The organism is Sphingobacterium spiritivorum (genome assembly GCF_016724845.1).
GTDB lineage: Bacteria > Bacteroidota > Bacteroidia > Sphingobacteriales > Sphingobacteriaceae > Sphingobacterium > Sphingobacterium spiritivorum_A.
Genome location: NZ_CP068082.1, coordinates 4,852,960 through 4,878,293, shown reverse-complemented (window position 1 = coordinate 4,878,293; position 25,334 = coordinate 4,852,960). Strand labels below are relative to the sequence as shown.

Genomic DNA, 25,334 nt, shown 5'->3' with positions numbered 1-25,334 from the left:
ACGGTTATGCATAAGACAAAGTTTATTTGAAATAATTTGTTTCTGAATAAAGCACAATCTATAATGAACGTCTGTTAAATGCCGTGTCTGGTAATTCGAAGAAATAATGTCAACTAAAGAGACTTGTTTTAAAGTAAAGTTTCTTTTCTGTATTGGTTAGTGTTATTAAAATTTATAATCGTGCTATTGCAAATATATTAAAATTATTTTAACGAATCAAAATTTATTTTAACAAAATAAAACATTTAATTTAATTAATGTTGATTTCTTCCGGAATAAGATGTGATAATTTTATATAATTGATCTTATATAAAACAAATGGAATAGGGATATATCTATCGATGTTCTTTGAAAAAGAGTCAGAATAATCTTTTGATGTTATTGCAGGTACATCAATTTCCAGATGATGAAATCTATAGCAATCTGATACTAAATCGCTGATAGTGCCATAATTTGCTTTCTGAAAAGGGCAGGAGACATGCCGTATTCATTTTTAAAGGCCACAGAAAAGGAAGAAGGTGTTGCATATCCGATCTGATAGGCAATTTCTTTAAGCGAATAGTCCTGCTGTTCAATAAGATGGCGTGCTTTTTCCATCCGCACGGATTTGGCATATTCAAAAATTCCTTTACCATACAACTGTTTGAATCCCTTCTTCAGTTTGAATTCATTTATTGCAAATTTTCGGGATAAAAACGTAATTGTAAAAAACTGTTCTGAATTGCGTACTATAAATTCCTCCACCTTTTGTAAAATATGAATCTCCTCTTTTCTCCATATAACGATTGCACTTTCGGGAGTAACAGTCTCATATTCTCCAATCTTAAAAAGTATACTTAACAGATACAGGATCTTGCTTTTGATAAAGTAAAATCTGCTTACTCCATCCAGCTCACAATTACGGATTTCGTCTAGTAATAAAAAGATTTCTTTATTCAGCGGAATACCCCTGTCAAAAAGTACAGCATACTGGTTTTCATTTATTTTTCGGACAAACTCCTTTATAGCCGGATTGGTATCGTCTTGTAGAGCAATCGGGAAAAGCCACATCCAAAGGAATAGAAGTCGATATTAACGGAAAGATAGACCGGTCATGGAATATCATGCTTAACTATGCGTATACAGATGCAAAAATATCCAAGTACAATGATGCCGCTAGAATAGGGCAGATGCTGTACGGAACAGCCCGCCACATCGCGAATAGCTGGCTGACATATACAGTTCAGGACGGCGGATTCAGAGGGTTAGGCGTTTCTACAGGATTTAAATTGCAGACAAAACGTGCTGCATGGCCAGTTACAAAAGAGAAATATCTTCCTGATAATTTTTTCTCGATAGATGCCGGTATGTCTTATAAAAGAGATAACTATAATATCGCTCTTGTAGTCAATAATGTGATCAATAGATATAATTACGTAGGTTTTTATCCCGGAGCCTGGGGATATAAGCATTACGGCTGGAGAGCTATGCCGCCGACCAACTTCAGATTGAGTCTGGGTTACAGCTTTTAGCATTTCCGGATAACTTAAGATATATTAATAAATTTTGAAAAGATCATGCTGTACAGGTATGGTCTTTTCTTGTATACGTAAACAGTATTTTACGTTTGTTGCAAACTATTGCCCTGCATTTATCGTACTTACTAATAGATTCTAACATAAAAAAAGATGAAAAATTATCTGATCATAACAAACAGAATAATCCTGACGGCGATTCTCCTGATCTGTATCGGCATCAACAGTAATGCACAGCAGACTACTACCCGAAATCCCTATTATTCCCGCACGGATACAAAGAAGCTAAATATCAAAAATTCAGAATGGAAGAAGATTCTGGATCCGGACTTATATGCCGTAGCAAGGGAAGCGCAGACAGAACGCGCTTTTACCGGTAAATACTATGAGTATGATGTCAAAGGAACCTACTACTGTGCCGTATGTGGCAATCCCTTATTTCGTTCTACAGCCAAATTTTCCTCTACTTGCGGATGGCCATCCTTTTATGAGCCACTCAAAAAGAATAGTGTTATTTATAAACAAGATAATAGCTACAATATGGTACGTACAGAGGTATTATGCGGACGCTGTAATTCGCACCTGGGCCATATCTTCGATGACGGGCCTCCACCCACCGGAAAACGCTTTTGTATGAACTCCATATCACTGGAATTTGAACCCGATCAAAAAAAATAATAAAAAATTAAATCCGCTCCGCTATCAATGTCGTAAATGAGAGAAAGAAAGCAAATAAAAAGAATCAATTTTTAAAAACAAGACATCATGAGAGCAACATCAAAATTAATCGCCCTGAGTTTATTTTCACTTAGTCTGATTTGCGGAGCAAATGTATCTGCACAACAAAAAGAAAAAACAGTAATGGTAGGAGGTGCTCCTATGTATCCGTCCAAAAACATTGTGGAGAATGCAGTGAATTCCAAAGACCATACTACATTGGTCGCAGCGGTAAAAGCTGCCGGTCTTGTCGAGACATTGTCTTCAAAAGGACCATTCACGGTATTCGCTCCTACAAATGAAGCATTCGCCAAATTGCCTGCAGGTACTGTAGAATCGTTGGTTAAACCGGAAAATAAAGAAAAACTGACAACTATCCTTACCTATCATGTTGTTGCAGGTAAGCACGATGCAAAAAGCATTATGAATATGGTGAAAGCTGGCGGAGGTAAGGCTAGTGTGGCAACTGTACAGGGTGAAAAAATCACATTCTGGGTAAAAGGGAAAGATCTGTATGTACGTGACAGCAAAGGTAACGATGCCAAAGTAACAATAGCTGACGTTAATCAATCAAACGGTACTATACATGTAATTGATCATGTGCTGATGCCGTAAATAAATAAAGTGAGGAAGATGTGAGGTCGGTATTTATGGCATTGAACGGTAGTAAACTCAGGTTTACTGCCGTTTCTTTTTTTATAGGAATTGCTCCGCATTCCCGGCATGACGGAGCAGATCCCAGGCTGTGTGAAAACAGCTTTTTAATCATGAGCTAAACCTGTGCCGGAAAAATAAACCTTTATAATTTAAGTAAGCAGGCTGTAAATACAGAATATCCGGCTGGCAGCAAACAATTTTAGCGTTTTTTATCTTTTTAAGATGGTGGAAAATTGACTGAAAAACTATTGTTTTTTTACAGAAACAGGTCTTTTATTTATTGATTTTTAAAGAAATCAGTAGAACAAAGCTAATATGGTAAAAATCTGGTTTTCAGCGCAGATAATGGATTATTGAGGTGCAAAAATATTAACTTTAATCCATCAAATACTGCTTAAGGCAGCAATGCATTACCAAAAATAAATTAAATGTAAACTAACAAATATCTTATGTCCCACACATCACAAGAAAATTACAGCTTTTTCAAAGGTGTTAGTCAAAATTTTGATAAAGCAGCCAAATTCACTTCCTTCTCTTCCGGAATATTGGAACAAATCAAAGCCTGTAATTCTATTTTACAGGTCAAGTTTCCGGTCAAGATCGGAGACAAGATTGAAGTAATTGAAGCGTATCGTGTTCAGCACTCTCATCACAAGTTGCCTTGTAAAGGTGGTATTCGCTTTAGCATTGAGGTCAATCAGGATGAAGTAATGGCTTTAGCAGCACTGATGACTTACAAATGTGCGATTGTCAATGTACCATTCGGAGGAGGAAAGGGAGGGATAAAGATTGACTCCCGAAAATACACCGAATTTGAACTGGAAAAGATCACCCGCCGATACACCTCAGAATTAGTTAAAAAGAATTTTATCGGACCAGGAATAGATGTACCTGCACCGGATTACGGAACCGGAGCCAGAGAGATGAGCTGGATACTGGATACCTACTCTTCGCTGAATCCTAACGATATCAATGCGCAGGCCTGTGTGACGGGTAAACCTATTTCGCAGGGTGGAGTGAGAGGACGTACAGAAGCAACAGGGCTCGGAGTATACTTTGGTGTTCGTGAGGCATGCTCTTTTGCAGATGATATGGAAAAACTCGGAATCAGCACCGGCATAGCCGGCAAACGGATCATCGTACAGGGATTAGGGAATGTGGGATACCATGCTGCCAAATTCTTTCAGGATGGAGGAGCGCTTATTGTAGGACTTATTGAGTATGAAGGAGCAATATATAATGCTAAAGGTTTCGATGTGGATGCTGTGCTTGCACATCGCAAAGCGACAGGCTCTATTCTGAATTATGAAGGTGCGCAAAACTTTAAAAACGGAGCCGAAGGATTAGAACAACCCTGTGATATCCTTATTCCTGCAGCATTAGAATCTGTTATCCATGAAGGAAATGCAGACCGTATCCAGGCAAAAATAATCGGAGAAGCAGCCAACGGACCGCTCACGCCCAAAGCTGATGAAATCCTGAACAAAAAAGGTGTGCTGATCATTCCGGATATGTACCTGAATGCCGGCGGTGTAACCGTATCGTATTTCGAATGGCTCAAAAATCTGAGTCATGTCAGATATGGACGTCTTGAAAAACGATTCAGTGAAAATATGTATGCAGAGTTGGTGAATATCATAGAATCACTCACCAGTAAGAAAGTTTCAGAACTGGAACGTAAGATCATTCTGCGTGGTCCGGATGAAATAGATCTTATTTACTCCGGTCTTGAAGATACCATGATCGGATCATATCAGGAAATCCGGGAAGTATACAAAAGTACAGCAGGTGTAGAGGATCTACGTACCGCAGCCTTTATATGTGCAATTAATAAAGTTGGAGCAGCATACGAACAATTAGGAATCTTCCCTTAACGGATAATCTTATCAGAAACAATAAAGCCTGTACTACTGTAAAAGTAGTGCAGGCTTTTTTTAATACACTATATAAGTAAGGAAAGTTATTGGACATCGTAGATATCAGGCCTGTACCTGAAAGAAGGCGTAAGCCAATAAAGCAATACGACTCTGGAATATCTGTAGTTCACCGGAGCCATGAGTATAGCTGCAGATAGTGATACCCCCAGATATAACCATGGAGACTCCAGGTTGTTTGTAAGGAAGTAAGTGGCAAAACAGGCCGTTAGCAACTCAGCTACATTAAATGCATAGCTGATATACATAGCTACATAAAAGTAGCCGGGTTCTTTTTCAAATTTGAGACCACAGTGCGGACAGGTCTCGTTCATTTTTTTAGACCTGAAACTAAAGAGAGGAGCTTTGAACAGATCTCCTTTTCTGCATCGCGGGCACTTACCTTCCAGTGCAGATTTCAATTCGTTCGACAGTGTATATTTCATAGCTGTTATATGTGTTTTTTTCTAAATTCTTCGGGAGTAATACCCTCGTTTTTCTTAAAAAATTTGGTGAAATAGGAATTATCATTAAAGTTCAGGCCGTAGGCTATTTCACTAATCGAATAATCCTGGATAACCAGAAGGCGTTTTGCTTCCAGTAGTACCCGGTTTCGTATAAGCTCTCCGGCTGATAAGCCAATAGATTCCTTCACCAGTGCATTCAGGTGATTAGGCGTTATAAACAGAAGTTTCGCATAATCTTTAGGCAGTCGCAGCGTCCTGTAATTGCTCTCGATAAGACTCATGAAATTCCTTAATAGGGTATGGTTGTATGCAGCACTCTCGGATTTATTTTGTAGTACAGGACTTCTTTCCAGTGTTTTGAACAGATATAATAAGGTAATTTTAGCAAAATCCAGATCTCCGGTACGGAGCAGCTCCTGAAACAAGCGCACAACCTCATTTTGCAGCTCCGGACTGATATCAAATACCTGATCCTTTATCAAGCCTGAAAAAAAAGAAAACTGATGCAGATATTCCGGACGCAACAGAAATGTATGAAAAAAATCAGGTTGAAAATTTACAATAAATCCGTCCATCTCTCCCTCAAAATCCCAACGATGAATCTGACCAGGCAGCATCATATAAATCTGCCATGGAACTATATCAAAAGTTTCAAAATCAATAGCATGAGTTCCTCCGCCCTGTGTGAATAATAAGAGTTGATAAAAGCTATGTCTGTGAGGAAACACAAGATTCTTATTACGAGACAGATAAGAAGACAAAGCCTCTACGGTGATCGTATTCTCCTGTGTGCGGGACAAAGAGCATTGGTCTAATATAGGGATGCTTGCTACCATGACTACAAAATTAGCGTAATAAATACCATTTGTATGGTGTAGTACATTTCTTTTGTGGTATTTTTTACTGATTAATAACTTTATTGTACCACAGAAGACTCTCAGGATGACTTGCAAAGACTTTTATTCCCGGTTCAGGATCAAAGTACAAGTTGAAAAAGTTGTATAAAATGCTGGTTTCATTGCTCTCAACAGCAATAAAAAAGATGATTTTGAAAATATGTAATAAATGAGGAAAGAGGAAGGGCAGCCTTAAAAATACAAAAATCTCACCCTTTTCAGGGTAGAGATTAGTGTGTGAAGTATTGTGTTGTATTTTAATATCTGCTTATTACTGCTCATTCTGAACAGATGTATCCGGTATTTCCAGGATAGCCATTAGTAATAGATAATATCCTTTTTCAAGTCCTAGTTTTGCTGCGTTTTTTTCTGTAGTTTCCATAGTAATTATTTTTGGTTGATTATTCTATTAATAACTCATGATCAGTTTTGCAAATAACATGCGCAACTTTGATTACATACTGGTTTATATTTCCTTTTTAACGCATTTAATGTGTTAAGTAGTTAGTAAACAGTATGATTGTTTTATTTTTATTGTTTTTTCTGTCTTATTTAGCCTAATAATTTTAATCAATTAAAGTGTATACTTTTTAGTACATATTTTAACGGTTTTAAGATGAAATACTTTATTTAAACCCTGTTTAAGCAGTTTTTTAGGAATTTTAATGCGGAACTCAAATCCTTGTACATAACAGAGAAATGTCTGTGTTATATCACAAAATTAAATTTTGCACAATTTAATTTTATTCAATGTTTACCTTTGTTGCCATGGAAGAAGAATTAATGTTAGATCATCAGGTATGTTTCCCGATATATGCGTTATATCGGGAAATTGTTCAGCAATACAGACCTCTGTTGGACAAGCTGGATTTGACGTATCCGCAGTATCTGGTATTATTGGTGATGTGGGAGCATCCTTTACAAACCGTTAATCAGATCGGGCAACGTCTCAGGTTGGATAGCGGCACACTTACACCATTATTGAAGCGTATGGAGCAAAAGGGACTCATTGTCCGCAAGCGTAGTCATCAGGACGAAAGAACTGTGGAAATATCCCTTACAAATGCCGGGCAGCAACTCTCTGCAAGTGCAAAATGTATCCCCGGACAGATGCTGGCAGAGATGGGGATAACACTGGAAGAGCTTATTCAATTAAAAACTATTGCCAGTAAAATATTAAACAGGAATCACTAAAAAATAACAACAATAACATGAAAACTTTGTATACAGCAGTTGCAACAGCAACGGGAGGCCGTAATGGTCATGTAAAGACAGATAATGAAGTGTTAGATCTTCAGGTCAGAATGCCAAAAGAACTAGGAGGTGCTAATAATGATTATACAAATCCTGAACAATTGTTTGCGGCAGGATATGCGGCTTGCTTTGACAGCGCATTAAACCTGGTGATCAGTAAATCTAACATCAAAACCGGAGAGACAAGTGTCACAGCTCATGTCGGAATAGGAAGTTTAGAAGGTGGTGGTTTTGGGTTGGAAGCCGAATTAATAGTAAATATTCCGGGAATAGAATTAAAGGAAGCACAGACTCTGGTCGAAAAGGCACATCGTATTTGTCCATATTCTAATGCTACAAGAGGAAATATAGAAGTCAAATTAACAGTAAGTAATTCATAAATTCTCCCCTTATGATAACAATTATTACAAAGATATTAGTCGCTGTGGTGGCGCTGGAACATCTTTACATCCTGTGGATGGAAATGTTCGCCTGGGAAACAGCAGGCCGTAAAACTTTTAAAGGATCCTTACCCGATGAAATGTTTCGTCCAACAAAAGGCCTGGCCGCAAATCAGGGACTATATAATGGTTTTCTTGCAGCCGGACTGATTTGGTCATTCTTTATAGAAGATGTGATCTGGCAAAAGAATATTGCACTGTTCTTTCTGGGATGTGTTATTGTGGCCGGAATATACGGATCCATATCGGCATCCCGTAAGATCTTTTTTGTGCAGGCATTGCCCGCTATTCTGGCTCTTGTATTTGTACTGTTATCATAAAAATATTAAATAAATAAGTTATGTCATTATTAGAAGATTTATCATGGCGCTACGCCACAAAGAAGTATGACCCTTCAAAAAAAGTTAGTACAGAGGACGTGCATAAAATTATAGAGGCCGCTCGTCTTGCTCCGACTTCCTCAGGTTTACAACAATTCAGAGTACTGCTTATCACAAATCAGGAATTAAAAGAAAAAATCGTTCCTGTTGCAATGGATCAGCAGATCATAGCTGATTGCTCACATCTTCTGGTGTTTGCAGCATGGGATCAGTATACTGAAGAACGTATTGATGAGATTTACAACCGTACTACAGATGAACGTGAATTGCCGAGAGGTCGTTTTTCATCTTATACAGACCGCCTGAAGAGCTTGTATCTTCAGCAATCCGCAGAAGAGAATTTTGTGCATACCGCGAGACAGGCCTATATCGGATTTGGACTTGCTATAGCTCAGGCTGCAGAACTAAAAATAGATACTACACCGGTAGAAGGGTTTAACAATCAGCAATTGGACGAATTGCTGGGATTGACTGAAAAAGGATTGAAGAGCGTCACTTTATTACCAATAGGATACAGAGATAATGAGGGAGACTGGTTGGTCAACATGAAAAAAGTGAGAAATCCACAATCGGAATTTGTAATCGAATACAACTAACATTAATTATTTCATAAGACAAGAGCGGAACTAATAGTTCCGCTCTTGTCGTTTTATATCTCTAACAGGTTAGAGTAAAAGAAAACGCATCATATGCTATCCGGGTGAACAGCTGCTTAAACGGATTCGCCCTTACCACCAAAGGTGATCAGCACCATTCCGCTGATAATAATAAACATTCCCAGAATCTGTGCCCAGGTCAGAGGACTCTTAAAATAAAGAGCCATCGTCAGTTGCACGGTCAGAAATGTGCCTCCCGAACAAAGAGCTATAACAATAGGTTGAGATACAGATCTGAAAAGTTGTACTAAAAACCAGCTTGCGGATAATAAGATAATATTACCTATAATCAGGGTCAGCCATTTATACCTGGGGTGAATTCCTCCATATTTAAACAGAACGGTAGAAACGCACTGACAAGCCCAAAATGCAATGAAGTAGACGTAGTTCATACGGTAAAGATAGAGTTTACTTTCAATTTATCCGTATACATCCTCCGCAACTTTTACGCTGTTCTAACGGTCAATCCTGGCTGCATTCAACCGTAATGAGTTTAAAATAACAGAAACGGAACTGAAACTCATAGCTGCAGCAGCAATCATAGGAGATAACAACAGTCCAAATACCGGATACAGAATTCCGGCTGCTACAGGTATACCCAGTACATTATATAAAAATGCAAAAGTCAGATTCTCTTTAATATTGCGTGTCAGTTTCTCACTCAAAATCTTAGCTTTGACTATTCCGGTCAGATCTCCCTTTAGCAAGGTGACCTGTGCACTTTCGATCGCCACGTCAGTCCCGGTTCCCATCGCTATTCCAATATCTGCCTGAGCAAGTGCCGGTGCGTCATTGATCCCGTCTCCGGCCATTGCTACAATTTGCCCTTTAGCCTGCATCTTCTTTATTTCCTGTAACTTATCTTCCGGAAGAGCCTGAGACAGAAAATGTTTGATTCCTAATTCATCTGCTACCGCATTAGCCGTTTTTGCATTATCACCCGTGATCATGACTACATCTACACCATGAGACATCAATTGTTGAATAGCCGCTTTGGCAGTAGCTTTGATTTTATCCGATATGGTGATAAATCCCGCCACATCTTTATCAATAGCCAGATAAGATACCGTTTTGCCGGTTGCCTGTTGCGCTTCCACCTGCCCGCGTATTTCTTCTGAAATAGTTATGTGCTGATCGATTAACAGTTTTTCATTTCCCAGAAATACGTGCTTGCCACCAATAGTGCCGGAGACTCCTTTACCGGATATATTTTCAAAATCCTCAACCTTATCCAATTTCAAATGTTTCTCTTGGGCCTTTTTTACGGTAGCTTCAGCCAATGGATGTGTGCTGTTCTGATTAAGAGCAGCAGCCATTTGCAATACCTCATCGGCATCAGATGCAGCAACACCAAAGACCTCATTGACGGTAGGTTTGCCTTCTGTAAGCGTTCCCGTTTTATCCGTCACTAATACATTGACTTTATTTAACTTTTCCAGTGCTTCTGCATTTTTAATTAAAATTCCGTTTTTTGCGCCTTTACCTACACCTACCATGACCGACATTGGAGTGGCCAATCCCAAAGCACAGGGACAGGCAACAATTAATACAGCCAGTAAATTGGCAAATCCAAAGACCATTCTTGGATCCGGACCCCAGATCATCCAGGCAATAAAAGTTAATATGGATATGACAATGACAATAGGTACAAAAATAGCGGAAACCTGGTCTGTCAGTTTCTGAATCGGAGCCTTGCTGCGACTGGCATCATTGACCATATTAATAATTTGGGACAACAAAGTTTCATCTCCCACGCGTTCAGCCTTCATTAAAAAGGTTCTGTTGCCGTTAATGGTGCCGGAAGAAACTTTATCACCGACCTGTTTATCCACAGGAACGGGTTCGCCTGATATCATAGATTCATCAACCGTAGCATTTCCATCCACAATCTCTCCGTCCACCGGAATCTTATCGCCAGGTTTTACACGTAATACATGTCCAATTACAATCGACTCGACTGCAATTTTTCGCTCCGATCCGTTTTCTACCAGAGTCGCTTCAGAGGGAGCCAGTTTGATCAACTCCTTTATCGCAGAATTCGTTTTTGAATGCGCTTTGGCCTCCATCACCTGCCCCAGAAGCACTAAAGTCAGAATCACACATACCGATTCAAAATACAAGCCTACATTGCCGTGATGTCCCCTGAACTCTGACGGAAAAAGTTGAGGGAATATTAATCCGACCAGGCTGTAAATAAACGCTGCCGTAGCTCCAAGACCAATCAGGCTGAACATATTGAGCTTCCATGTCTTGAAGGATCTCCATGCACGTTCAAAAAACATCCAGGTAGCATAAAACACGACCGGCACTGTCAGTGCCAGTTGTATCCATCCGTTAATATGTGTGGGAATAATTTTACCTATAGGATCGCCGGGAATCATTTCACCCATTGCTAATATAAAAATGGGAATAGTAAAGCCCAGAGCTATCCAAAACTTGCGTAACAGATCGACATAAGTCTTATCTTCATCATCCGGAGTGATCGGCACCAGATCCATACCACAGATAGGACAACTTCCCGGCCCGTCTTCCACAATTTCGGAGTGCATGGGACAGGTGTATTGCGTGCTTTGGCGCATATCCGGTATCTTCTCCAGATTCATTCCGCAAACAGGACAATTGCCGGCATGATCATACACCTTATCGCCTTCACAGTGCATAGGACAATAATATTTACCAGCCTTATTATTAGGTGATTTTGGATATTTGGTTTGATGTACTGCTAAACTGCAACAACTGTCTGATTTACTATCCTTCGTTTTGTTGCCCGGCTTTTCGGCATCGACTAAAAACATACCGCATACCGGGCAGCTTCCGGGAGCATCATACATTTTGTCTCCTTCACAATGCATAGGGCAATAGTATTTGCCGTCTTTATTACTTTGCGATTCAGTCGATTCGGGTTTTTTCGAGCTGCAACAGCCACCTGATTTACTTTCCCTCGTATTTGCATCCGCTTTATCGGTAGATATTAAAAACATACCACATACCGGGCAGCTTCCGGGAGCATCATACATTTTGTCTCCTTCACAATGCATAGGGCAATAGTATTTGCCGTCTTTATTACTTTGCGATTCAGTCGATTCGGGTTTTTTCGAGCTGCAACAGCCGCCTGATTTACTTTCCCTCGTATTTGCATCCGCTTTATCGGTAGATATTAAAAACATACCACAGATCGGGCAGCTTCCGGGAGCATCGTATACTTTGTCCCCTTCACAGTGCATGGGACAGTAGTATGTACTGCTTTTGTCAGATACCGGAATAACTGCTTTATGCTGTTTCTCCTTGTCCATACGGCGATCCGTTGATTTATCTTCTTTCATAATGTTATATTTTTCAACAGTAATAACAAAGATTAAAAATCTATGAAGAAGACATGTTATACAATTACGAGAAAAACGTACAAGTTTTCAATCCGGAGTTTAGTATAGATATCTTCTGACTGTAAAAGATTAACAGACAACAGGCTTAGTTTGTTTAAGATGCTTTGTATTTGTGAAATGGATTGTACATTTGGATATCCGATAATAAATTCTTCCTTATGGCTGAAAAAAGAACATCCCATATACTCAATACTTCAGCAAATCTGCTTGGCATCTGCTTTTTGGTATTGGCATCCTTGCGTACCATTAAGCTGACGGAAAGATCACTGATTGATGAATTTGCTACAGTGGCGATTGTGATTTTTATGGCGAGTTGCCTTATTTCTTTTATAGCTATGAAAAGAGAAGATACTTCTGCCGGAAGAAGAGTGGAATATGTGGCAGATATTATATTCCTTCTGGGGCTCATAGACTTGTTTGTCGCTACATTACTATTGGCATTTGATATTATACAATAGTACGACGTTGCAAAGGGCAGTATAAATAACAAAGGCTCTTAACCAATATTGTTAAGAGCCTTTGCAAGTCGTGAATACAGAAAATTAAATTCCCATTTCCTTAATGATGAACTGCGCATTGTCGATTTTATCAGCAATCCACAATACATAACGTATATCTACTCCTATAGAACGGCTGTAACTCTCGTTCCATGCAAAATCATTGATAGTCGCATCATATGAACGATCAAAATTAACACCAATAAGTTCGCCGTAAGCATTCATAATAGGAGAACCGGAGTTACCTCCTGTAGTATCCATATTGTAAAGGATATTTACAGGTACGTCTTTAAGGTCTTTCTTTTCGTAAGCACCGAAATTCTTAGATAACCAGGCTGTACGAATCGCTTCAGGATACACAAACTCAGGATTATCAGAATTACCTTTTTCCAATATACCCTTAACGGTTGTAAAAGGCTTCATATAAGTAGCATCCACTGGAGCGTATCCCTTGATATTTCCAAATGTAAGTCTAAGCGTAGAATTTGCATCCGGAATAAAATTTTTGGACTGATAGATCTCTTTTACAGCTACATAATCACCCATTAACTTATTCAGTTGTCCGTCACGGCGTTGCTGTTCTTTTCCGAAAGTAGTCAATTCCTGGTCCAGAGTTTTTTGAAAGCTCAGCAGATTGTCATTATACGCCAATAAGCTTTTCGCATTTGCCAATATATCTTTATTAAACGTCGCTTCCTTATTCAACTTTGACTCTTTGATGAGTTGGATCGCATATTTACCTGCCTGTTCCTGATTAGAGAATTTTAGATTCTGAATAGTCTGGATGGTATTTGAACCATTCAGTTGATAAGCATCAGTAAACATACGTGCCGCAATCGTTTCATCCACCTGCATATTATAGCTTTCGTAATATCCGGCTATAGTCTGTTTTACTTTAGCAATATTCAGTTCAAAAAACTTCTGCTGATCCGCCGCATTTTTGTATTTTGACATTTCAGCTTTGAAATCATTAATATCACGGGCAACCTGCAGAAGTTTGGTGCTTGAATAGATATTATTAAACCAAAGTTCTTTTTTTGCATCTTCAAATGTACGTGCATAGAAGTCAGCAATATCTGACATCAGTGTTCCGTATTTGGTTTTCAGTTCAGATTTGCTGTTGATAAATGTCGCAAGTGCTTCATCTTCCTGTTTTTTTGAAGAGATCAGATCAATGTTGCGAAGCCCCTTTAGTTTACCTCTGTAATTCTTCAGTACATTTGCATTTCGTTTGATACGGGTTGCCAAAGCCAGTTCCGTCGCTTTATCATCCTTACCTGCCAGTTCCATCTGTTTATTCTGAAAATCATAAAGTTCAGATGTATACGGTAACAAAAACTGCTGCTGGTAGGCAATGTATTGTGCCGGACGATGTCTGAATGTACGACCCGGATATCCCAGAATAAAGACAAAATCATTTTCCTCTACACCTTTAGGATTTACTTTTAAGAATTTCTTAGGCTCATAGGGTACATTATTTTTTGAATATTTGGCTGAAGATCCGTCCGGAGCAACATAAGCACGTACAAAAGAAAAATCTCCGGTATGACGAGGCCATACCCAGTTGTCTGTTTCACCTCCGAATTCACCGATATCTCTTCTTGGTATATAGACCAGTCTGACATCCTCAATGGTTTTATAACGGAAAAGCACATAAGTCTTTCCGATAAACATTTCAGAAACTTCTGCTTTGATTGTAGGATCTTCTTTCTGAGCTTTGGCAGCGAGTTCTTCCCGTTTTTGTTTGATAATAGCAATCCTTTGGCTAGGATCCGTAATATTGGAAACAGCACCCAGTATCTGATTGGAAACATCCTCATATGAATCTGTAATACGGATAGTCAAGCCTTTAGCCTGGATCTCTTGTTCATGTGAATTTGCTACAAAACCATTTTTAAGATAATCGTGTTCAGGACTACTCGCCAGTTGTACAGCACTGAAAGCACAATGATGATTGGTAACAATCAATCCTTTACCGGACACGAATGATCCGGTACAACCGCTGATTTGCACCAGCGCATCGACAAGACCTACCTGCCCAGGATTATAAATGTCCTTTTCACTGATCTTTAGTCCGGCAGCTTTTAAGCCTGCTTTGCTTAACTCACTGAGAGGAAACATCCCTTCATCGGGGACTTTAGCTGAAAATTGAATCGCACTCGTGGCAAAAAGGAGAGCCAGGGCCAATCCTTTTTTGTTAAAAATGTTCATATGTTCGTTGTTTTATCTGCGTATGGATATAGTGATTGAAAATAAATTCAAAAATAACAAATCTTTACAGGGAATGAAGAGGAATTGCAGAAAGACACGTATATATTGAGCTTTTGCTTAAAAACTTCCTACTTTTGTCTCATCAAAATTGATATTATGACGCTCGTCCAATTGGAATACATTATAGCTGTAGATACTTACCGTAGTTTCGTTGCTGCCGCAGAAAAGTGTTTTGTCACACAGCCAACCCTGAGTATGCAGATCCAAAAGCTGGAAGAATCATTGGGCGCCAAAATCTTCGACCGGAGCCGTCAACCCGTTGTTCCGACAGAAATAGGAGAGAAGATCATACATCAGGCACGGATTGTGCTTACAGAAAGCAAAAAAATAACAGAGATCGTACAGCATAGCAGAGGGGAATTAGAAGGGACATTGAAAGTAGGTATTATTCCGACAGTAGCTCCTTACTTATTACCACGTGTTTTATCATCTTTTATGCAGCAATTTCCAAAACTGCAGTTGCAGATCTGGGAATATACAACAGAACGAATTATTCATGAACTGAAAGTAGGAATTCTGGATTGCGGTATTCTTTCCACACCACTTCATGATAACAGTATTCAGGAAATACCGCTTTTTTATGAAACATTTGTAGGCTATGTGTCCGAAAAAAGCAACCTTTTTGAAAAGAAAATGATTAGTCCGGAAGATATTGCACATGAAAAACTCTGGTTGCTGAATGAAGGACATTGCATGAGAGGGCAGGTGCTTAATATCTGTCATTTCAAGCATAATCAGGATACAGAGGGTACTTTTGAGTACAACACCGGAAGCGTAGAGACCTTAAAAAGAATGGTAGATATCAATTCGGGAATGACTATACTTCCTGAAATGAGTATTCTGGATTACGATGAGGAACAGTTATTGCGCGTAAGGTATTTCAAAGCTCCTGAACCGGTACGTGAGATCAGCATCGTGACCACTCAAAACTATGTAAAGCGTCAGGCAATACAGGCGCTTGAAAAAGAAATTTTGAAAGCGGTACCGGACAGATTTAAGAATAAAAAGAAAAAAGATATCATGGAGTTTGGTCTCTAATCCCTGAAAATAATGAAGATAAATTTTAGACAAAGGCTTGAAATACTGAATAAATGGCGTATGAAGAAGATTTCGAACCGAAATTTTCTGATTATTCTGGCTTTTGTAGTTGGTATTATAGGAGGAATTGCCGCCTCTGTATTAAAAGGGATGACTCATTTTATTGCGTCTGCTTTACAGGATGATGTAGAATGGCATTATAAATATTCTTTTTATCTCGTCTTTCCGCTGATTGGTATTCTGCTCAGTGTATTGTATATCCGGAAATTTCTGAAAGGAAAAAACTTTGAACATGGGATTACGCCTATTATCTATTCCATCTCCCGCAAATCCAGCCGTATAGAACCCCATAATGTGTATTCGCAAATCATTACCAGTGCTGTTACAGTTGGTTTTGGAGGATCATCCGGTCTGGAAGCACCTATTGCCTATAGCGGATCAGCGATAGGATCTAATGTAGGTCGTTTTTTTGGGCTGCAGTACCGAGAAATTACCATGTTGCTGGCTTGTGGTGCAGCAGCAGGGATTTCAGGAGCGTTTAACAGTCCGGTTGCAGGAATGATCTTTGCCATTGAAATCTTATTGCCGGAGTTTTCTATTCCCGCATTTATTCCTTTATTGATATCATCGGCTCTAGCGTCTGTCATTTCCAGATTGTTATACAGTGAGCCTTTGTTTCATACAGCTACTTCAGACTGGGAGTTTAAAGCCTTGTTCTTTTATGTACTCATGTCTGTTCTGGTAGGACTTTACACCGTATATTTTGCTAAAATAAGTGCTATTATAAAAAGTTGGTTCAGCAAGATTAAGAATCCCTACAACAAAGTGTGGTTCAGTGGTATTTCACTGGGATTGATGATCTTTATTTTCCCGGCATTGTATGGAGAAGGATACCTTACTATTCAGCAGTTACTGGACGGACGGTTTGACTCTATTGTCAAAAACAGTCTTTTTTCGAGTTACAAGGATATAGGCTGGGTAGTGGTTGCATATACCGTTCTGACATTGTTTGGTAAATCATTTGCTTCTCTTTTCACCCTGAACGGAGGCGGGAACGGGGGAGTATTCGGACCTAGTCTGGTCATGGGCGGGCTACTGGGTTTTGCCTTTGCATACGGAATGAATCTGACCGGTCTTGTGACATTGAACATCCCTAATTTCGTAATGGCAGGAATGGCAGCAGCATTAGCCGGTATTATGCATGCACCGCTGACAAGTATTTTTCTGATCGCAGAGATCACAGGAGGGTATACATTGATGGTGCCGCTTATGTTGGTCGCTTCCATAGCTTATCTTATCAACAGGGCCGTACTTAAACACTCTATCTATACAAAAGTATTAGCAGACTCAGGTGATCTGGTTTCTTATGAGGACAAAGACAGATCTGTCCTGAGTATGATGAAGCTCCGGTATGTATTGGAAACTAACTTCGTGATATTAAGACCTGGAGAGACACCCAATGAACGTAAACATGATATTATACATTCCAAAAGGAATATCTTTCCGATAGTGGATGAGAAAGGTAAATTCCTGGGGATCTTATATATTGAGCATTTACTTTCTATTCTCCTGGGAGAAGAGGAAGGAATCGATAAAGACTTCGGTACCCTTGTTCAGAAACCAAATGATATTATCAAAGGTGATGAAAATATGGAAATCGTGATGTCAAAAATGAATAAGGAAGATGTATGGATCCTCCCTGTGGTAGACAAAGAGGATCACTATCTCGGATTTGTTTCGAAATCCAGTGTTTTCAATAAGTACAGAGCCTTACTTATGCGTCAGGGGCATTATCTGGAATAAAGTCTAATTTCTAAGACTCATTATCTTAGCGACATATTTACCGACAATATCAAATTCCAGATTGACCTCATCACCGACATTAATCTGTCCCAGATTGGTATGTTCCAGTGTGTAAGGGATAATAGCTACTGAAAACTCGTGATCTTTTGATCCCACTACAGTAAGACTGATTCCGTTGACAGTAACAGATCCTTTTTCTACAGTCATATTCTGTGTATTGGGATTATATGTAAAGGTGAATATAGTACTGCCGTTCTGATCTTCTTTTGCTGTACATACAGCGGTCTGATCTACATGTCCCTGAACAATATGTCCGTCCAGACGACCTCCGATCAGGGTGCATCGCTCCAGATTGACAATGTCTCCGGCTTTTAGTTTACCCAGATTACTTTTCTTCAATGTCTCATCAATAGCTGTGACCTTGTGTATATTTCCTTCCAGACCTACTACTGTCAGACAGACACCATTATGAGCGATACTCTGGTCAATTTTCAGTTCATTGGAAATAGCAGATTCTACATATAAATGCAGGTTGCTGTCTTCACTGACAACATCTTTGACCCGGCCTAGTGTTTCTATAATACCTGTAAACATAATATAATTTAATTTGTACAAATATACCTATTCGCATGCTTCTTACTGTCATCTGCATGCCGAATTATAGACAATCTGGGTAGGAAATACTAACGAAAAGTATGTGTCCGGTAATGATTGAATAAAAAAATGAAAATAAATTTGCATAGTGTTAATAATACACTATCTTTGTGTCATCATAATTTAGGTTTATAATTGGTTATAAAGGTTTCCACTCTCCCCGTTTGGAAACCTTTTCTTTTTTACCCTGTTTTCAAATTCTGCAGGAGAATATAGGCCTTAATCCTATTTAACAAATCACTTAAAAAAATACATTCTAGTCTGGTGTAAATTCATTATCTTCTCAAATACAGCGTCTGCAGGTCTGCACTTATAGTGTATTGTCAAAATATTCCTGTGTTCTGTCGTTAAACCAGTTGGCGGGGACGCCAACTGACGCAATAGATGTGTTTAGCATAGCACATCGGTAAAGTGTCATCAGATACAGCGTATACAGGTGTCCCCACCTGTAGTATAAGGTAGAAAAGAATCCTGTGTTCTATCGTGAAAACAGTTGGCGGTGACGCCAACTGAAGCAATAGAGGTGTAACTTAGCACATCTGTAAAATGTCATCAGATAGAGCGTCTGCAGGTGTCCAAACCTGAAACATAAGGTAGAAAAGACTCCTGTGTTCTATCGTTAAAACATTTGGTGAGGACGGCAACTGACGCAATAGAGGTTTAACTTAGCACATCTGTAAAATGTCATCAGATAGAGCGTCTGCAGGTGTCCCCACCTGTAGTATAAGGTAGAAAAGAATCCTGTGTTCTATCGTGAAAACAGTTGGCGGTGACGCCAACTGAAGCAATAGAGGTTTAACTTAGCACATCTGTAAAATGTCATCAGATAGAGCGTCTGCAAGTGTCCAAACCTGAAACATAAGGTAGAAAAGACTCCTGTGTTCTATCGTTAAAACATTTGGTGAGGACGGCAACTGACGCAATAGAGGTTTAACATAGTACATCGGTAAAGTGTCATCAGATAGAGCGTCTGCAGGTGTCCGCACCTGCAGCATAGGAGGATAAAACTAATTCTAAAAAAAAATAAAAAAAATATTTTGAATAGTGTAGTATGTACACTATCTTTGTGCTATCATAATTTAGGTTTATAATTGGTTATTAAAGGTTTTCATTCTCCCCGTTTGAAAACCTTTATTTTTTTAAAAATTTTATTGTTATTCGATAAAACAACCGGTTGTAGATCGACAATCATCAGATAATTTCCCAAAAAGATAAAATAAATTTGCAAGTTAATTATATTACCTCTAACTTCGTCTTAGGTTTAGGTTGATTGCCTCGTAAAGAGGTATTTTAGAGCCTGGAAAATCGCCCGATTCTTCCAGGCTTTTTCTTTTTGTATTTTATCGTCCCTTAAGATTTGATACACCTATATAAAATCCTATTTTTGGAATTCAAATATACCAATATGCAATATCCATTTAGCAAAGTCTCCAGAGAGATCAATGAATCTAATCATCTCATGTACTTGTTACAGCCTGTTGGATCGAACAAAGTAGTGTAACCTTTTTAAAAAGCAAATTATTTACATATGAAATATCCATGTAGTAGAGACTGCACAAATACGAATGAATATAGTTTGGATATTCCATATGACCATTGAAAATCAAATTATTTACATATGAAACTTTATTCATTTTTATTCTTTTTTCTTATTTCAACAACCTTACTGGCGCAGGAATCAGGACTTCAGATTTCTTACCTCAGGAGCAGTAATGGTAAAATCCATGAAAAGCAAAGCCCGATTTTAGTATACGCCAATAAAGAGCAGACAGCGGTTACCAGTCAGCAGATTCTTGACGGCAAGGCTCGTTTTCCATATGAGCGCTATTTTGTAAATCGTAAAAACAGAGCTTATTATAAGATATCAACTTTTGAAGGTGGGCGTGAAATTGCGACAGTGGACTCTGCTTTGTTGGAAAAGCAAAAGCTGGTGATAACAGGAGAAACAAAAAAGATATTAGGTTATACCGTTAAGAAAGCGACTACTTCTGTTAATTCCAATACCATAGATTTATGGTTTACAGAAGAAACCGGGATTAAAGCTTCGCCGGTTGAATTAGGGCAAAACTTAGGTTTGGTACTGGAAATGGTCAGGAATGGTAATTCAGCTGTTACAGCAACAAAGATCGAGAAAATAAAAAGCATACCGGCAGCTGTTAAATTACCGGAGTCAAGTCCATATGTGGATGAACTGACCTACCGCGATTTGCTATGGAAAAGCAGATTTGTCGATATCCCTGTATTCTATAAACAACGTATCCGTTTTAATGATGCAACCCGTTCGGATAGCATACTGAGATTTGCAAACGGAACAGTCATTGTCAAAAAAGTAAAAATACCTGAACTCAAAAAGAATGAAGGTCAGGCCTTTGTAGAAGTTATTCAGCAAGCTAAGGGAGATGCGTATGACCGCACAGGTTCGGTATTCCTGATTCCGGCGGATCGTGATATCAGTTTTCTGGACGGAATGCAAAACGGAATGAATACTTTGCCTGTGTATGAGAATGGCAATGGTAAGAAGTATCAGGGAATGACGCAAACGGCTAATTTTGAACCGGTGCTGGAACTGATGCGATTTTTTACGCCATTCGGCGTCAGCCAGTTCAATTACATTAAAATAAAAGGTAAAACCTGGCAGGACAGCGTGAGCTATCGTCAGGAAATTTCAGAGCTTCTGCCACGTTTCGCAGGTAAGGAAGTGTATATCGGAACATATATCGGTAATTACGATAAAGAAGGGCATGAAGTGACTGTACGTCTGACTATTCATCCCGGCAAACCTCAGTTTTCGGAAGGAGCGAAGGTACTTTCTCTGTTCAATACCACAAATGTAATGGAAATGGGCGGTCAGGAATATCCGACTATGTTTAATCAGGAGAAAGGAGTGGAGGTCAGATTTACATTAGATCAGGATGTCAAAAATGCACAGTTAAGATATATTACCACAGGTCATGGTGGCTGGGGAGAAGGTGATGAATTTGTCCCAAAAGCAAATACCATATTCTTAGATGGTCAGCAGGCTTTCAAATTTACACCATGGAGGACAGAATGTGGTTCTTACAGATTATCTAATCCTGCATCCGGCAATTTTGAAAACGGATTGTCATCTTCAGATTTAAGCCGATCTAACTGGTGTCCGGGTACGGTTACAAATCCGATATACATTGACCTTGGTGATCTTAAAGCCGGAGAGCATACTATACGCGTTCATATCCCGCAGGGAGAACCTGAAGGAACAAGTTTATCCTATTGGAATGTATCCGGAGCTTTACTCTATTACTAAACAACAAAAAAGCCTTCCCGTGTATGATACGGGAAGGCTTTTTTGTTTAATTATGCTGTATACTTATACGTTAAATCTGAAGTGCATAATGTCTCCGTCCTCAACAATATATGTTTTTCCTTCCACACTAAGTTTACCCGCCTCCTTGACCGCTGCTTCCGAACCATATTGAATAAAGTCCGCATACTTGATCACTTCTGCACGAATAAAGCCTTTTTCAAAATCAGTATGGATCACACCAGCTGCCTGAGGTGCAGTATAGCCTTTCTCAATAGTCCATGCGCGTACTTCCTGTACACCGGCAGTGAAATATGTCGCCAGATCCAATAGGGAGTATGCAGCACGGATTAATTTGTGAACACCCGATTCTGTTAATCCAAGATCATCCAGAAACATCTGGCGCTCTTCAAAACTTTCTAATTGTGCAATTTCAGACTCGATTTGTGCAGAGATAATTAATACTTCCGCATTTTCGTCTTTTACAGCTTCTTTTACTTTATCAACATAAGCATTTCCGGTATTTACAGATGCTTCGTCTACATTACATACATACAGTACTGGTTTTGCAGTTAATAAAGCCAGATCCTGAATAAACTCAAAATCTTCTTTCTCTATCGGTGATGTACGTGCAGATTTGCCGGATTCTAAATGCTCCTTTACAACAGAGAGAATATCAAATGTACGTTTGGCATCTTTATCTCCGCCTGTTTTGGCCATTTTCTCTACTTTTTGAATACGTTTAACCACGGTATCCAGATCTTTCAACTGCAATTCTGTATCAATGATCTCTTTGTCACGGATTGGATCTACAGATCCGTCCACGTGGATAACATTGCCGTCATCAAAACAACGTAATACATGAATAATTGCATTTGTTGTACGGATATTGCCTAGGAATTGATTTCCAAGACCTTCGCCTTTGGAAGCCCCTTTTACCAGTCCTGCTATATCTACGATCTCAATGGTATTAGGAACCAGACGCTGAGGTTTGACAAGATCAGCGAGTTTATTTAAACGTTCGTCCGGAACAGTAATTACTCCGACATTCGGTTCTATTGTACAAAATGGAAAATTTGCTGCCTGTGCCTTCGCATTTGACAAGCAATTAAATAACGTTGATTTGCCCACGTTAGGTAGGCCAACTATACCGCATTGTAAAGCCATGAATTGTGCTGTTTTTTAAAATTGTACAAAGATAGAAAAATCAAATCAACTAATCGTATATTTAAGTATGCAATGGATAGAGATTCCTTCACAATTCCTCAACAATCCGGAAGAAATCCGTTTAGTTAAAGTTCCGGGATTAAATTTTTGTCTTACACAGCAGGATGGTGCATGGGTGGCTTTTTCGGAGAAATGTCCGCATGCGGGAGCACCATTGTCTACCGGATGGTGCGAAGAGGGACGTGTAATCTGTCCGTATCACAGACATGCTTTTTCTCTTAAAACGGGAAGAGGGGATCCGGGGCAAGGTAATTTTGTAAATTTATATCCGCTGAAACACGATCAGGGTAAATGGTTTGTAGGAATTGATAAAAAATGGTGGCAAAAACTATTTTAACGAATTTGTATTTGTTTGATATTGAATCTTTTGCGAGTTTTTCTTATGTCGTTGCTACATTAGATATATTGTTTTATATTTAACTCACTAACTCAAATTATAAAACTGTATGAAAATTTTAAAGAAAATCCTGCTGGCTATTCTGGCTTTAGTTGTCATCTTGTTGATCGCAGCTTTGTTTCTAAAGAAAGATTATGCCGTAAAACGCGAAATTGTTATAAACAAACCTCGTGAAGCTGTGTTTGAATATATTAAATACCTCAAAAATCAGAATTATTACAGTAAATGGGCAACCATGGATCCGAATATGAAAAAAACATATACCGGAACCGACGGAATGCCAGGATTTATTTCTGCATGGGATAGTGAGCAAAAGGATGTAGGAAAGGGGGAGCAGGAAATTAAGAAAATTACAGAAGGAGAACGTATCGATATGGAGATTCGTTTTATTAAGCCATTTGCATCCAAAGATCAGGCATATATGATCACAGAAAGCAATTCACCAACATCTACAAAGGTGATCTGGGGATTTGACGGCCATATGGATTATCCTATGAACCTGACGTTGTTGTGTATGGATTTTGACAAAATGTTGGGCGGAGATCTCGAAACAGGACTGCAAAGACTAAAAGAACAACTGGAAAAATAATATCAGTAAGCTGTTTGCAGGCAACAGTTACAGTATTTATCCGGAATGGTAATTTATTAATTGCCATTCCATATCATTGTTTCTTTTTCGCATATACAATCATCATAACTGCTATGTGAAAATCTTTATAATCCCTCATATCTCTTATTCGCTGGATATGAAATACTTGGACGCTATGGTTAAAATAACATTGTACACGACGTCTATACACCCGGCACAGCAAAGCATCAAATAGACTGTTTCCGTTTTTAATTGAGTATATTTGTAGCGTTAAATTTGAAAGAAATTAACGAAATAGTATGCAAAACAAACAAATAGGTGTTATCGGCAGTGGGAGTTGGGCTACAGCTATGATTAAGATGCTGACAGATAATCTGTTGGATAAAACCATTTTATGGTGGATTCGTAAGCAAGAAGATCTGGAATATATATTGGAATACAAGCATAATCCAACTTATCTGAGTGCTGTAGAAGTTAAATTGTCAGCGGAACAAATTTCTACCAATGCTGCAGAGCTTATCCGACGTTCGGATATTGTGATCTTAAATACACCGGCAGCTTATCTTAAAGCTGCATTAAAAGATGTTAAACCAGAGGATTTTGAAAATAAAATTATAGTATCTGCCATTAAGGGTATCGTCCCGGATGCCAATCTGGTTGTAGGGGAATATCTGATGGAATATTATCATGTTCCGCTAGAGAATATTGTTGTCGTAGGAGGACCTTGCCATGCTGAAGAGGTTTCGCTGGAAAAGCTGTCATATCTTACTCTGGCCTCTAAAAATTTGGATCATGCTGAAGAAATGGCTAAATTTTTAAGGAACAGATATATCAAGACTATTATCTCCGCTGATATTTTTGGAGTAGAATATGGTGCTGTGCTTAAGAATATATATGCTTTAGCTGGTGGTATATGTCATGGCCTGGGATTTGGAGACAATTTTCAGGCTGTCCTTGTTTCGAATGCAATCCGTGAAATGGAAACCTGTGTGGATGTTATTGATCCTCAGCCAAGAGATATCAATCATTCAGCCTATTTGGGAGACCTTCTGGTAACTGCTTATTCCCAATTCAGCCGTAACCGGACATTTGGCAATATGATAGGTAAAGGTTATAGTGTACAATCTGCTCAATTAGAGATGAATATGGTAGCCGAAGGTTACTATGCTTCAGCCTGTATACAGCGGATTATTCAAAAATTCAACCTTCAGATGCCTATATGTGATGCCGTATACAAAATCCTGTATCAGCAAAAACCGGCATTACCAACAATCAAAGTCCTTGCAGATTCCTTAACCTAA

Annotated in this window: 23 protein-coding genes; 15 read left to right on the top strand and 8 right to left on the bottom strand. The window is 38.9% G+C overall.

Features of this window, described 5'->3' with window-relative positions; all coding sequences use genetic code 11:
• Positions 1-429: 429 nt before the first annotated feature.
• Entirely contained in the window at positions 430-1,050 is a 621-nt protein-coding gene (locus I6J03_RS20890) for a helix-turn-helix domain-containing protein (RefSeq protein ID WP_003005834.1), read from the bottom strand.
• A gap of 8 nt (positions 1,051-1,058) precedes the next feature.
• Between I6J03_RS20890 and I6J03_RS20885 the strand changes: the two genes are divergently transcribed.
• The 4 genes from I6J03_RS20885 (at position 1,059) to I6J03_RS20870 (ending at position 4,762) form a co-directional block, all read left to right on the top strand.
• Entirely contained in the window at positions 1,059-1,511 is a 453-nt protein-coding gene (locus tag I6J03_RS20885; RefSeq protein ID WP_081445134.1) for a TonB-dependent receptor domain-containing protein, read from the top strand.
• A gap of 156 nt (positions 1,512-1,667) precedes the next feature.
• Positions 1,668-2,192, top strand: a complete 525-nt coding sequence (gene msrB, locus I6J03_RS20880) for a peptide-methionine (R)-S-oxide reductase MsrB (RefSeq protein WP_003005831.1) — start codon at positions 1,668-1,670, stop codon at positions 2,190-2,192.
• Between the two features lie 87 nt (positions 2,193-2,279).
• Positions 2,280-2,846 (top strand): fasciclin domain-containing protein, encoded by a 567-nt coding sequence (locus I6J03_RS20875; RefSeq protein WP_003005829.1) that lies wholly within the window; start codon positions 2,280-2,282, stop codon positions 2,844-2,846.
• 491 nt (positions 2,847-3,337) lie between these two features.
• Positions 3,338-4,762 (top strand): Glu/Leu/Phe/Val family dehydrogenase, encoded by a 1,425-nt coding sequence (locus I6J03_RS20870; RefSeq protein ID WP_003005824.1) that lies wholly within the window; start codon positions 3,338-3,340, stop codon positions 4,760-4,762.
• Positions 4,763-4,848: 86 nt separating this feature from the next.
• Here I6J03_RS20870 and I6J03_RS20865 read toward each other — a convergent pair whose 3' ends face one another.
• Together I6J03_RS20865 and I6J03_RS20860 are read right to left on the bottom strand one after the other, a co-directional pair.
• Positions 4,849-5,247: a DUF983 domain-containing protein gene (locus I6J03_RS20865; protein WP_002994997.1), complete on the bottom strand. Its 399-nt coding sequence runs from the start codon at positions 5,245-5,247 to the stop codon at positions 4,849-4,851.
• 5 nt (positions 5,248-5,252) lie between these two features.
• On the bottom strand, positions 5,253-6,104 hold the full coding sequence (locus tag I6J03_RS20860; RefSeq protein ID WP_201693960.1) for a helix-turn-helix domain-containing protein: 852 nt from the start codon (positions 6,102-6,104) through the stop codon (positions 5,253-5,255).
• Positions 6,105-6,932: 828 nt separating this feature from the next.
• Between I6J03_RS20860 and I6J03_RS20855 the strand changes: the two genes are divergently transcribed.
• The 4 genes from I6J03_RS20855 to I6J03_RS20840 are packed head-to-tail and all read left to right on the top strand — an operon-like array spanning position 6,933 to position 8,834.
• Positions 6,933-7,358 carry a MarR family winged helix-turn-helix transcriptional regulator gene (locus I6J03_RS20855; RefSeq protein ID WP_232279671.1) on the top strand — a complete coding sequence of 142 codons (426 nt, stop codon included), beginning with the start codon at positions 6,933-6,935 and terminating at the stop codon, positions 7,356-7,358.
• A gap of 17 nt (positions 7,359-7,375) precedes the next feature.
• Positions 7,376-7,798: an organic hydroperoxide resistance protein gene (locus I6J03_RS20850; protein ID WP_003005811.1), complete on the top strand. Its 423-nt coding sequence runs from the start codon at positions 7,376-7,378 to the stop codon at positions 7,796-7,798.
• Between the two features lie 11 nt (positions 7,799-7,809).
• The gene (locus I6J03_RS20845) at positions 7,810-8,178 is read left to right on the top strand and encodes a DUF1304 domain-containing protein (RefSeq protein ID WP_003005809.1); all 369 of its coding nucleotides are present in this window, start codon (positions 7,810-7,812) and stop codon (positions 8,176-8,178) included.
• A gap of 20 nt (positions 8,179-8,198) precedes the next feature.
• Positions 8,199-8,834, top strand: coding sequence for an NAD(P)H-dependent oxidoreductase (locus I6J03_RS20840; protein WP_003005806.1), 636 nt, complete (start codon positions 8,199-8,201; stop codon positions 8,832-8,834).
• Between the two features lie 116 nt (positions 8,835-8,950).
• Here I6J03_RS20840 and I6J03_RS20835 read toward each other — a convergent pair whose 3' ends face one another.
• Positions 8,951-9,286, bottom strand: coding sequence for a hypothetical protein (locus tag I6J03_RS20835; RefSeq protein ID WP_002995021.1), 336 nt, complete (start codon positions 9,284-9,286; stop codon positions 8,951-8,953).
• Positions 9,287-9,349: 63 nt separating this feature from the next.
• A complete protein-coding gene (locus tag I6J03_RS20830) occupies positions 9,350-12,217 on the bottom strand; it encodes a copper-transporting P-type ATPase (protein ID WP_201693958.1) in 2,868 nt (955 codons plus the stop codon).
• Positions 12,218-12,435: 218 nt separating this feature from the next.
• Here I6J03_RS20830 and I6J03_RS20825 point away from each other — a divergent pair, with 218 nt between their 5' ends.
• Positions 12,436-12,735 (top strand): hypothetical protein, encoded by a 300-nt coding sequence (locus I6J03_RS20825; protein WP_003005797.1) that lies wholly within the window; start codon positions 12,436-12,438, stop codon positions 12,733-12,735.
• 84 nt (positions 12,736-12,819) lie between these two features.
• On the opposite strand, the gene I6J03_RS20820 is transcribed toward I6J03_RS20825, so the two are convergent.
• Positions 12,820-14,985, bottom strand: a complete 2,166-nt coding sequence (locus I6J03_RS20820; protein ID WP_201693956.1) for a S46 family peptidase — start codon at positions 14,983-14,985, stop codon at positions 12,820-12,822.
• A gap of 156 nt (positions 14,986-15,141) precedes the next feature.
• Between I6J03_RS20820 and I6J03_RS20815 the strand changes: the two genes are divergently transcribed.
• Together I6J03_RS20815 and I6J03_RS20810 are read left to right on the top strand one after the other, a co-directional pair.
• On the top strand, positions 15,142-16,083 hold the full coding sequence (locus tag I6J03_RS20815) for a hydrogen peroxide-inducible genes activator (RefSeq protein ID WP_003005793.1): 942 nt from the start codon (positions 15,142-15,144) through the stop codon (positions 16,081-16,083).
• A gap of 12 nt (positions 16,084-16,095) precedes the next feature.
• On the top strand, positions 16,096-17,886 hold the full coding sequence (locus tag I6J03_RS20810; RefSeq protein ID WP_115171568.1) for a chloride channel protein: 1,791 nt from the start codon (positions 16,096-16,098) through the stop codon (positions 17,884-17,886).
• Between the two features lie 3 nt (positions 17,887-17,889).
• On the opposite strand, the gene I6J03_RS20805 is transcribed toward I6J03_RS20810, so the two are convergent.
• Positions 17,890-18,480, bottom strand: a complete 591-nt coding sequence (locus I6J03_RS20805; protein WP_003005787.1) for a riboflavin synthase — start codon at positions 18,478-18,480, stop codon at positions 17,890-17,892.
• A 1,678-nt stretch (positions 18,481-20,158) separates the two neighbouring features.
• Here I6J03_RS20805 and I6J03_RS20800 point away from each other — a divergent pair.
• Positions 20,159-21,823 (top strand): PNGase F N-terminal domain-containing protein, encoded by a 1,665-nt coding sequence (locus I6J03_RS20800; protein ID WP_003005783.1) that lies wholly within the window; start codon positions 20,159-20,161, stop codon positions 21,821-21,823.
• Positions 21,824-21,886: 63 nt separating this feature from the next.
• Here the strand turns inward: I6J03_RS20800 and ychF are convergent, their stop codons facing one another.
• Positions 21,887-22,987, bottom strand: a complete 1,101-nt coding sequence (gene ychF / locus I6J03_RS20795) for a redox-regulated ATPase YchF (RefSeq protein WP_115171572.1) — start codon at positions 22,985-22,987, stop codon at positions 21,887-21,889.
• Between the two features lie 67 nt (positions 22,988-23,054).
• On the opposite strand from ychF, the gene I6J03_RS20790 reads away from it, so the two are divergent.
• From I6J03_RS20790 to I6J03_RS20780, 3 genes are all read left to right on the top strand, one after another.
• Positions 23,055-23,384: a Rieske (2Fe-2S) protein gene (locus I6J03_RS20790; protein WP_003005779.1), complete on the top strand. Its 330-nt coding sequence runs from the start codon at positions 23,055-23,057 to the stop codon at positions 23,382-23,384.
• A gap of 109 nt (positions 23,385-23,493) precedes the next feature.
• On the top strand, positions 23,494-24,033 hold the full coding sequence (locus tag I6J03_RS20785) for an SRPBCC family protein (protein ID WP_003005777.1): 540 nt from the start codon (positions 23,494-23,496) through the stop codon (positions 24,031-24,033).
• A gap of 299 nt (positions 24,034-24,332) precedes the next feature.
• Complete coding sequence (locus I6J03_RS20780) at positions 24,333-25,334, top strand: NAD(P)H-dependent glycerol-3-phosphate dehydrogenase (protein ID WP_003005774.1); 1,002 nt, start codon at positions 24,333-24,335, stop codon at positions 25,332-25,334.

Bases quoted from the DNA above. Each gene is read 5' to 3' on its own strand.
- I6J03_RS20890 (WP_003005834.1), bottom strand. From the start codon at position 1,050: ATGTGGCTTTTCCCGATTGCTCTACAAGACGATACCAATCCGGCTATA.
- msrB (WP_003005831.1), top strand. From the start codon at position 1,668: ATGAAAAATTATCTGATCATAACAAACAGAATAATCCTGACGGCGATT.
- I6J03_RS20875 (WP_003005829.1), top strand. From the start codon at position 2,280: ATGAGAGCAACATCAAAATTAATCGCCCTGAGTTTATTTTCACTTAGT.
- I6J03_RS20870 (WP_003005824.1), top strand. From the start codon at position 3,338: ATGTCCCACACATCACAAGAAAATTACAGCTTTTTCAAAGGTGTTAGT.
- I6J03_RS20865 (WP_002994997.1), bottom strand. From the start codon at position 5,247: ATGAAATATACACTGTCGAACGAATTGAAATCTGCACTGGAAGGTAAG.
- I6J03_RS20860 (WP_201693960.1), bottom strand. From the start codon at position 6,104: ATGGTAGCAAGCATCCCTATATTAGACCAATGCTCTTTGTCCCGCACA.
- I6J03_RS20855 (WP_232279671.1), top strand. From the start codon at position 6,933: ATGGAAGAAGAATTAATGTTAGATCATCAGGTATGTTTCCCGATATAT.
- I6J03_RS20850 (WP_003005811.1), top strand. From the start codon at position 7,376: ATGAAAACTTTGTATACAGCAGTTGCAACAGCAACGGGAGGCCGTAAT.
- I6J03_RS20845 (WP_003005809.1), top strand. From the start codon at position 7,810: ATGATAACAATTATTACAAAGATATTAGTCGCTGTGGTGGCGCTGGAA.
- I6J03_RS20840 (WP_003005806.1), top strand. From the start codon at position 8,199: ATGTCATTATTAGAAGATTTATCATGGCGCTACGCCACAAAGAAGTAT.
- I6J03_RS20835 (WP_002995021.1), bottom strand. From the start codon at position 9,286: ATGAACTACGTCTACTTCATTGCATTTTGGGCTTGTCAGTGCGTTTCT.
- I6J03_RS20830 (WP_201693958.1), bottom strand. From the start codon at position 12,217: ATGAAAGAAGATAAATCAACGGATCGCCGTATGGACAAGGAGAAACAG.
- I6J03_RS20825 (WP_003005797.1), top strand. From the start codon at position 12,436: ATGGCTGAAAAAAGAACATCCCATATACTCAATACTTCAGCAAATCTG.
- I6J03_RS20820 (WP_201693956.1), bottom strand. From the start codon at position 14,985: ATGAACATTTTTAACAAAAAAGGATTGGCCCTGGCTCTCCTTTTTGCC.
- I6J03_RS20815 (WP_003005793.1), top strand. From the start codon at position 15,142: ATGACGCTCGTCCAATTGGAATACATTATAGCTGTAGATACTTACCGT.
- I6J03_RS20810 (WP_115171568.1), top strand. From the start codon at position 16,096: ATGAAGATAAATTTTAGACAAAGGCTTGAAATACTGAATAAATGGCGT.
- I6J03_RS20805 (WP_003005787.1), bottom strand. From the start codon at position 18,480: ATGTTTACAGGTATTATAGAAACACTAGGCCGGGTCAAAGATGTTGTC.
- I6J03_RS20800 (WP_003005783.1), top strand. From the start codon at position 20,159: ATGAAACTTTATTCATTTTTATTCTTTTTTCTTATTTCAACAACCTTA.
- ychF (WP_115171572.1), bottom strand. From the start codon at position 22,987: ATGGCTTTACAATGCGGTATAGTTGGCCTACCTAACGTGGGCAAATCA.
- I6J03_RS20790 (WP_003005779.1), top strand. From the start codon at position 23,055: ATGCAATGGATAGAGATTCCTTCACAATTCCTCAACAATCCGGAAGAA.
- I6J03_RS20785 (WP_003005777.1), top strand. From the start codon at position 23,494: ATGAAAATTTTAAAGAAAATCCTGCTGGCTATTCTGGCTTTAGTTGTC.
- I6J03_RS20780 (WP_003005774.1), top strand. From the start codon at position 24,333: ATGCAAAACAAACAAATAGGTGTTATCGGCAGTGGGAGTTGGGCTACA.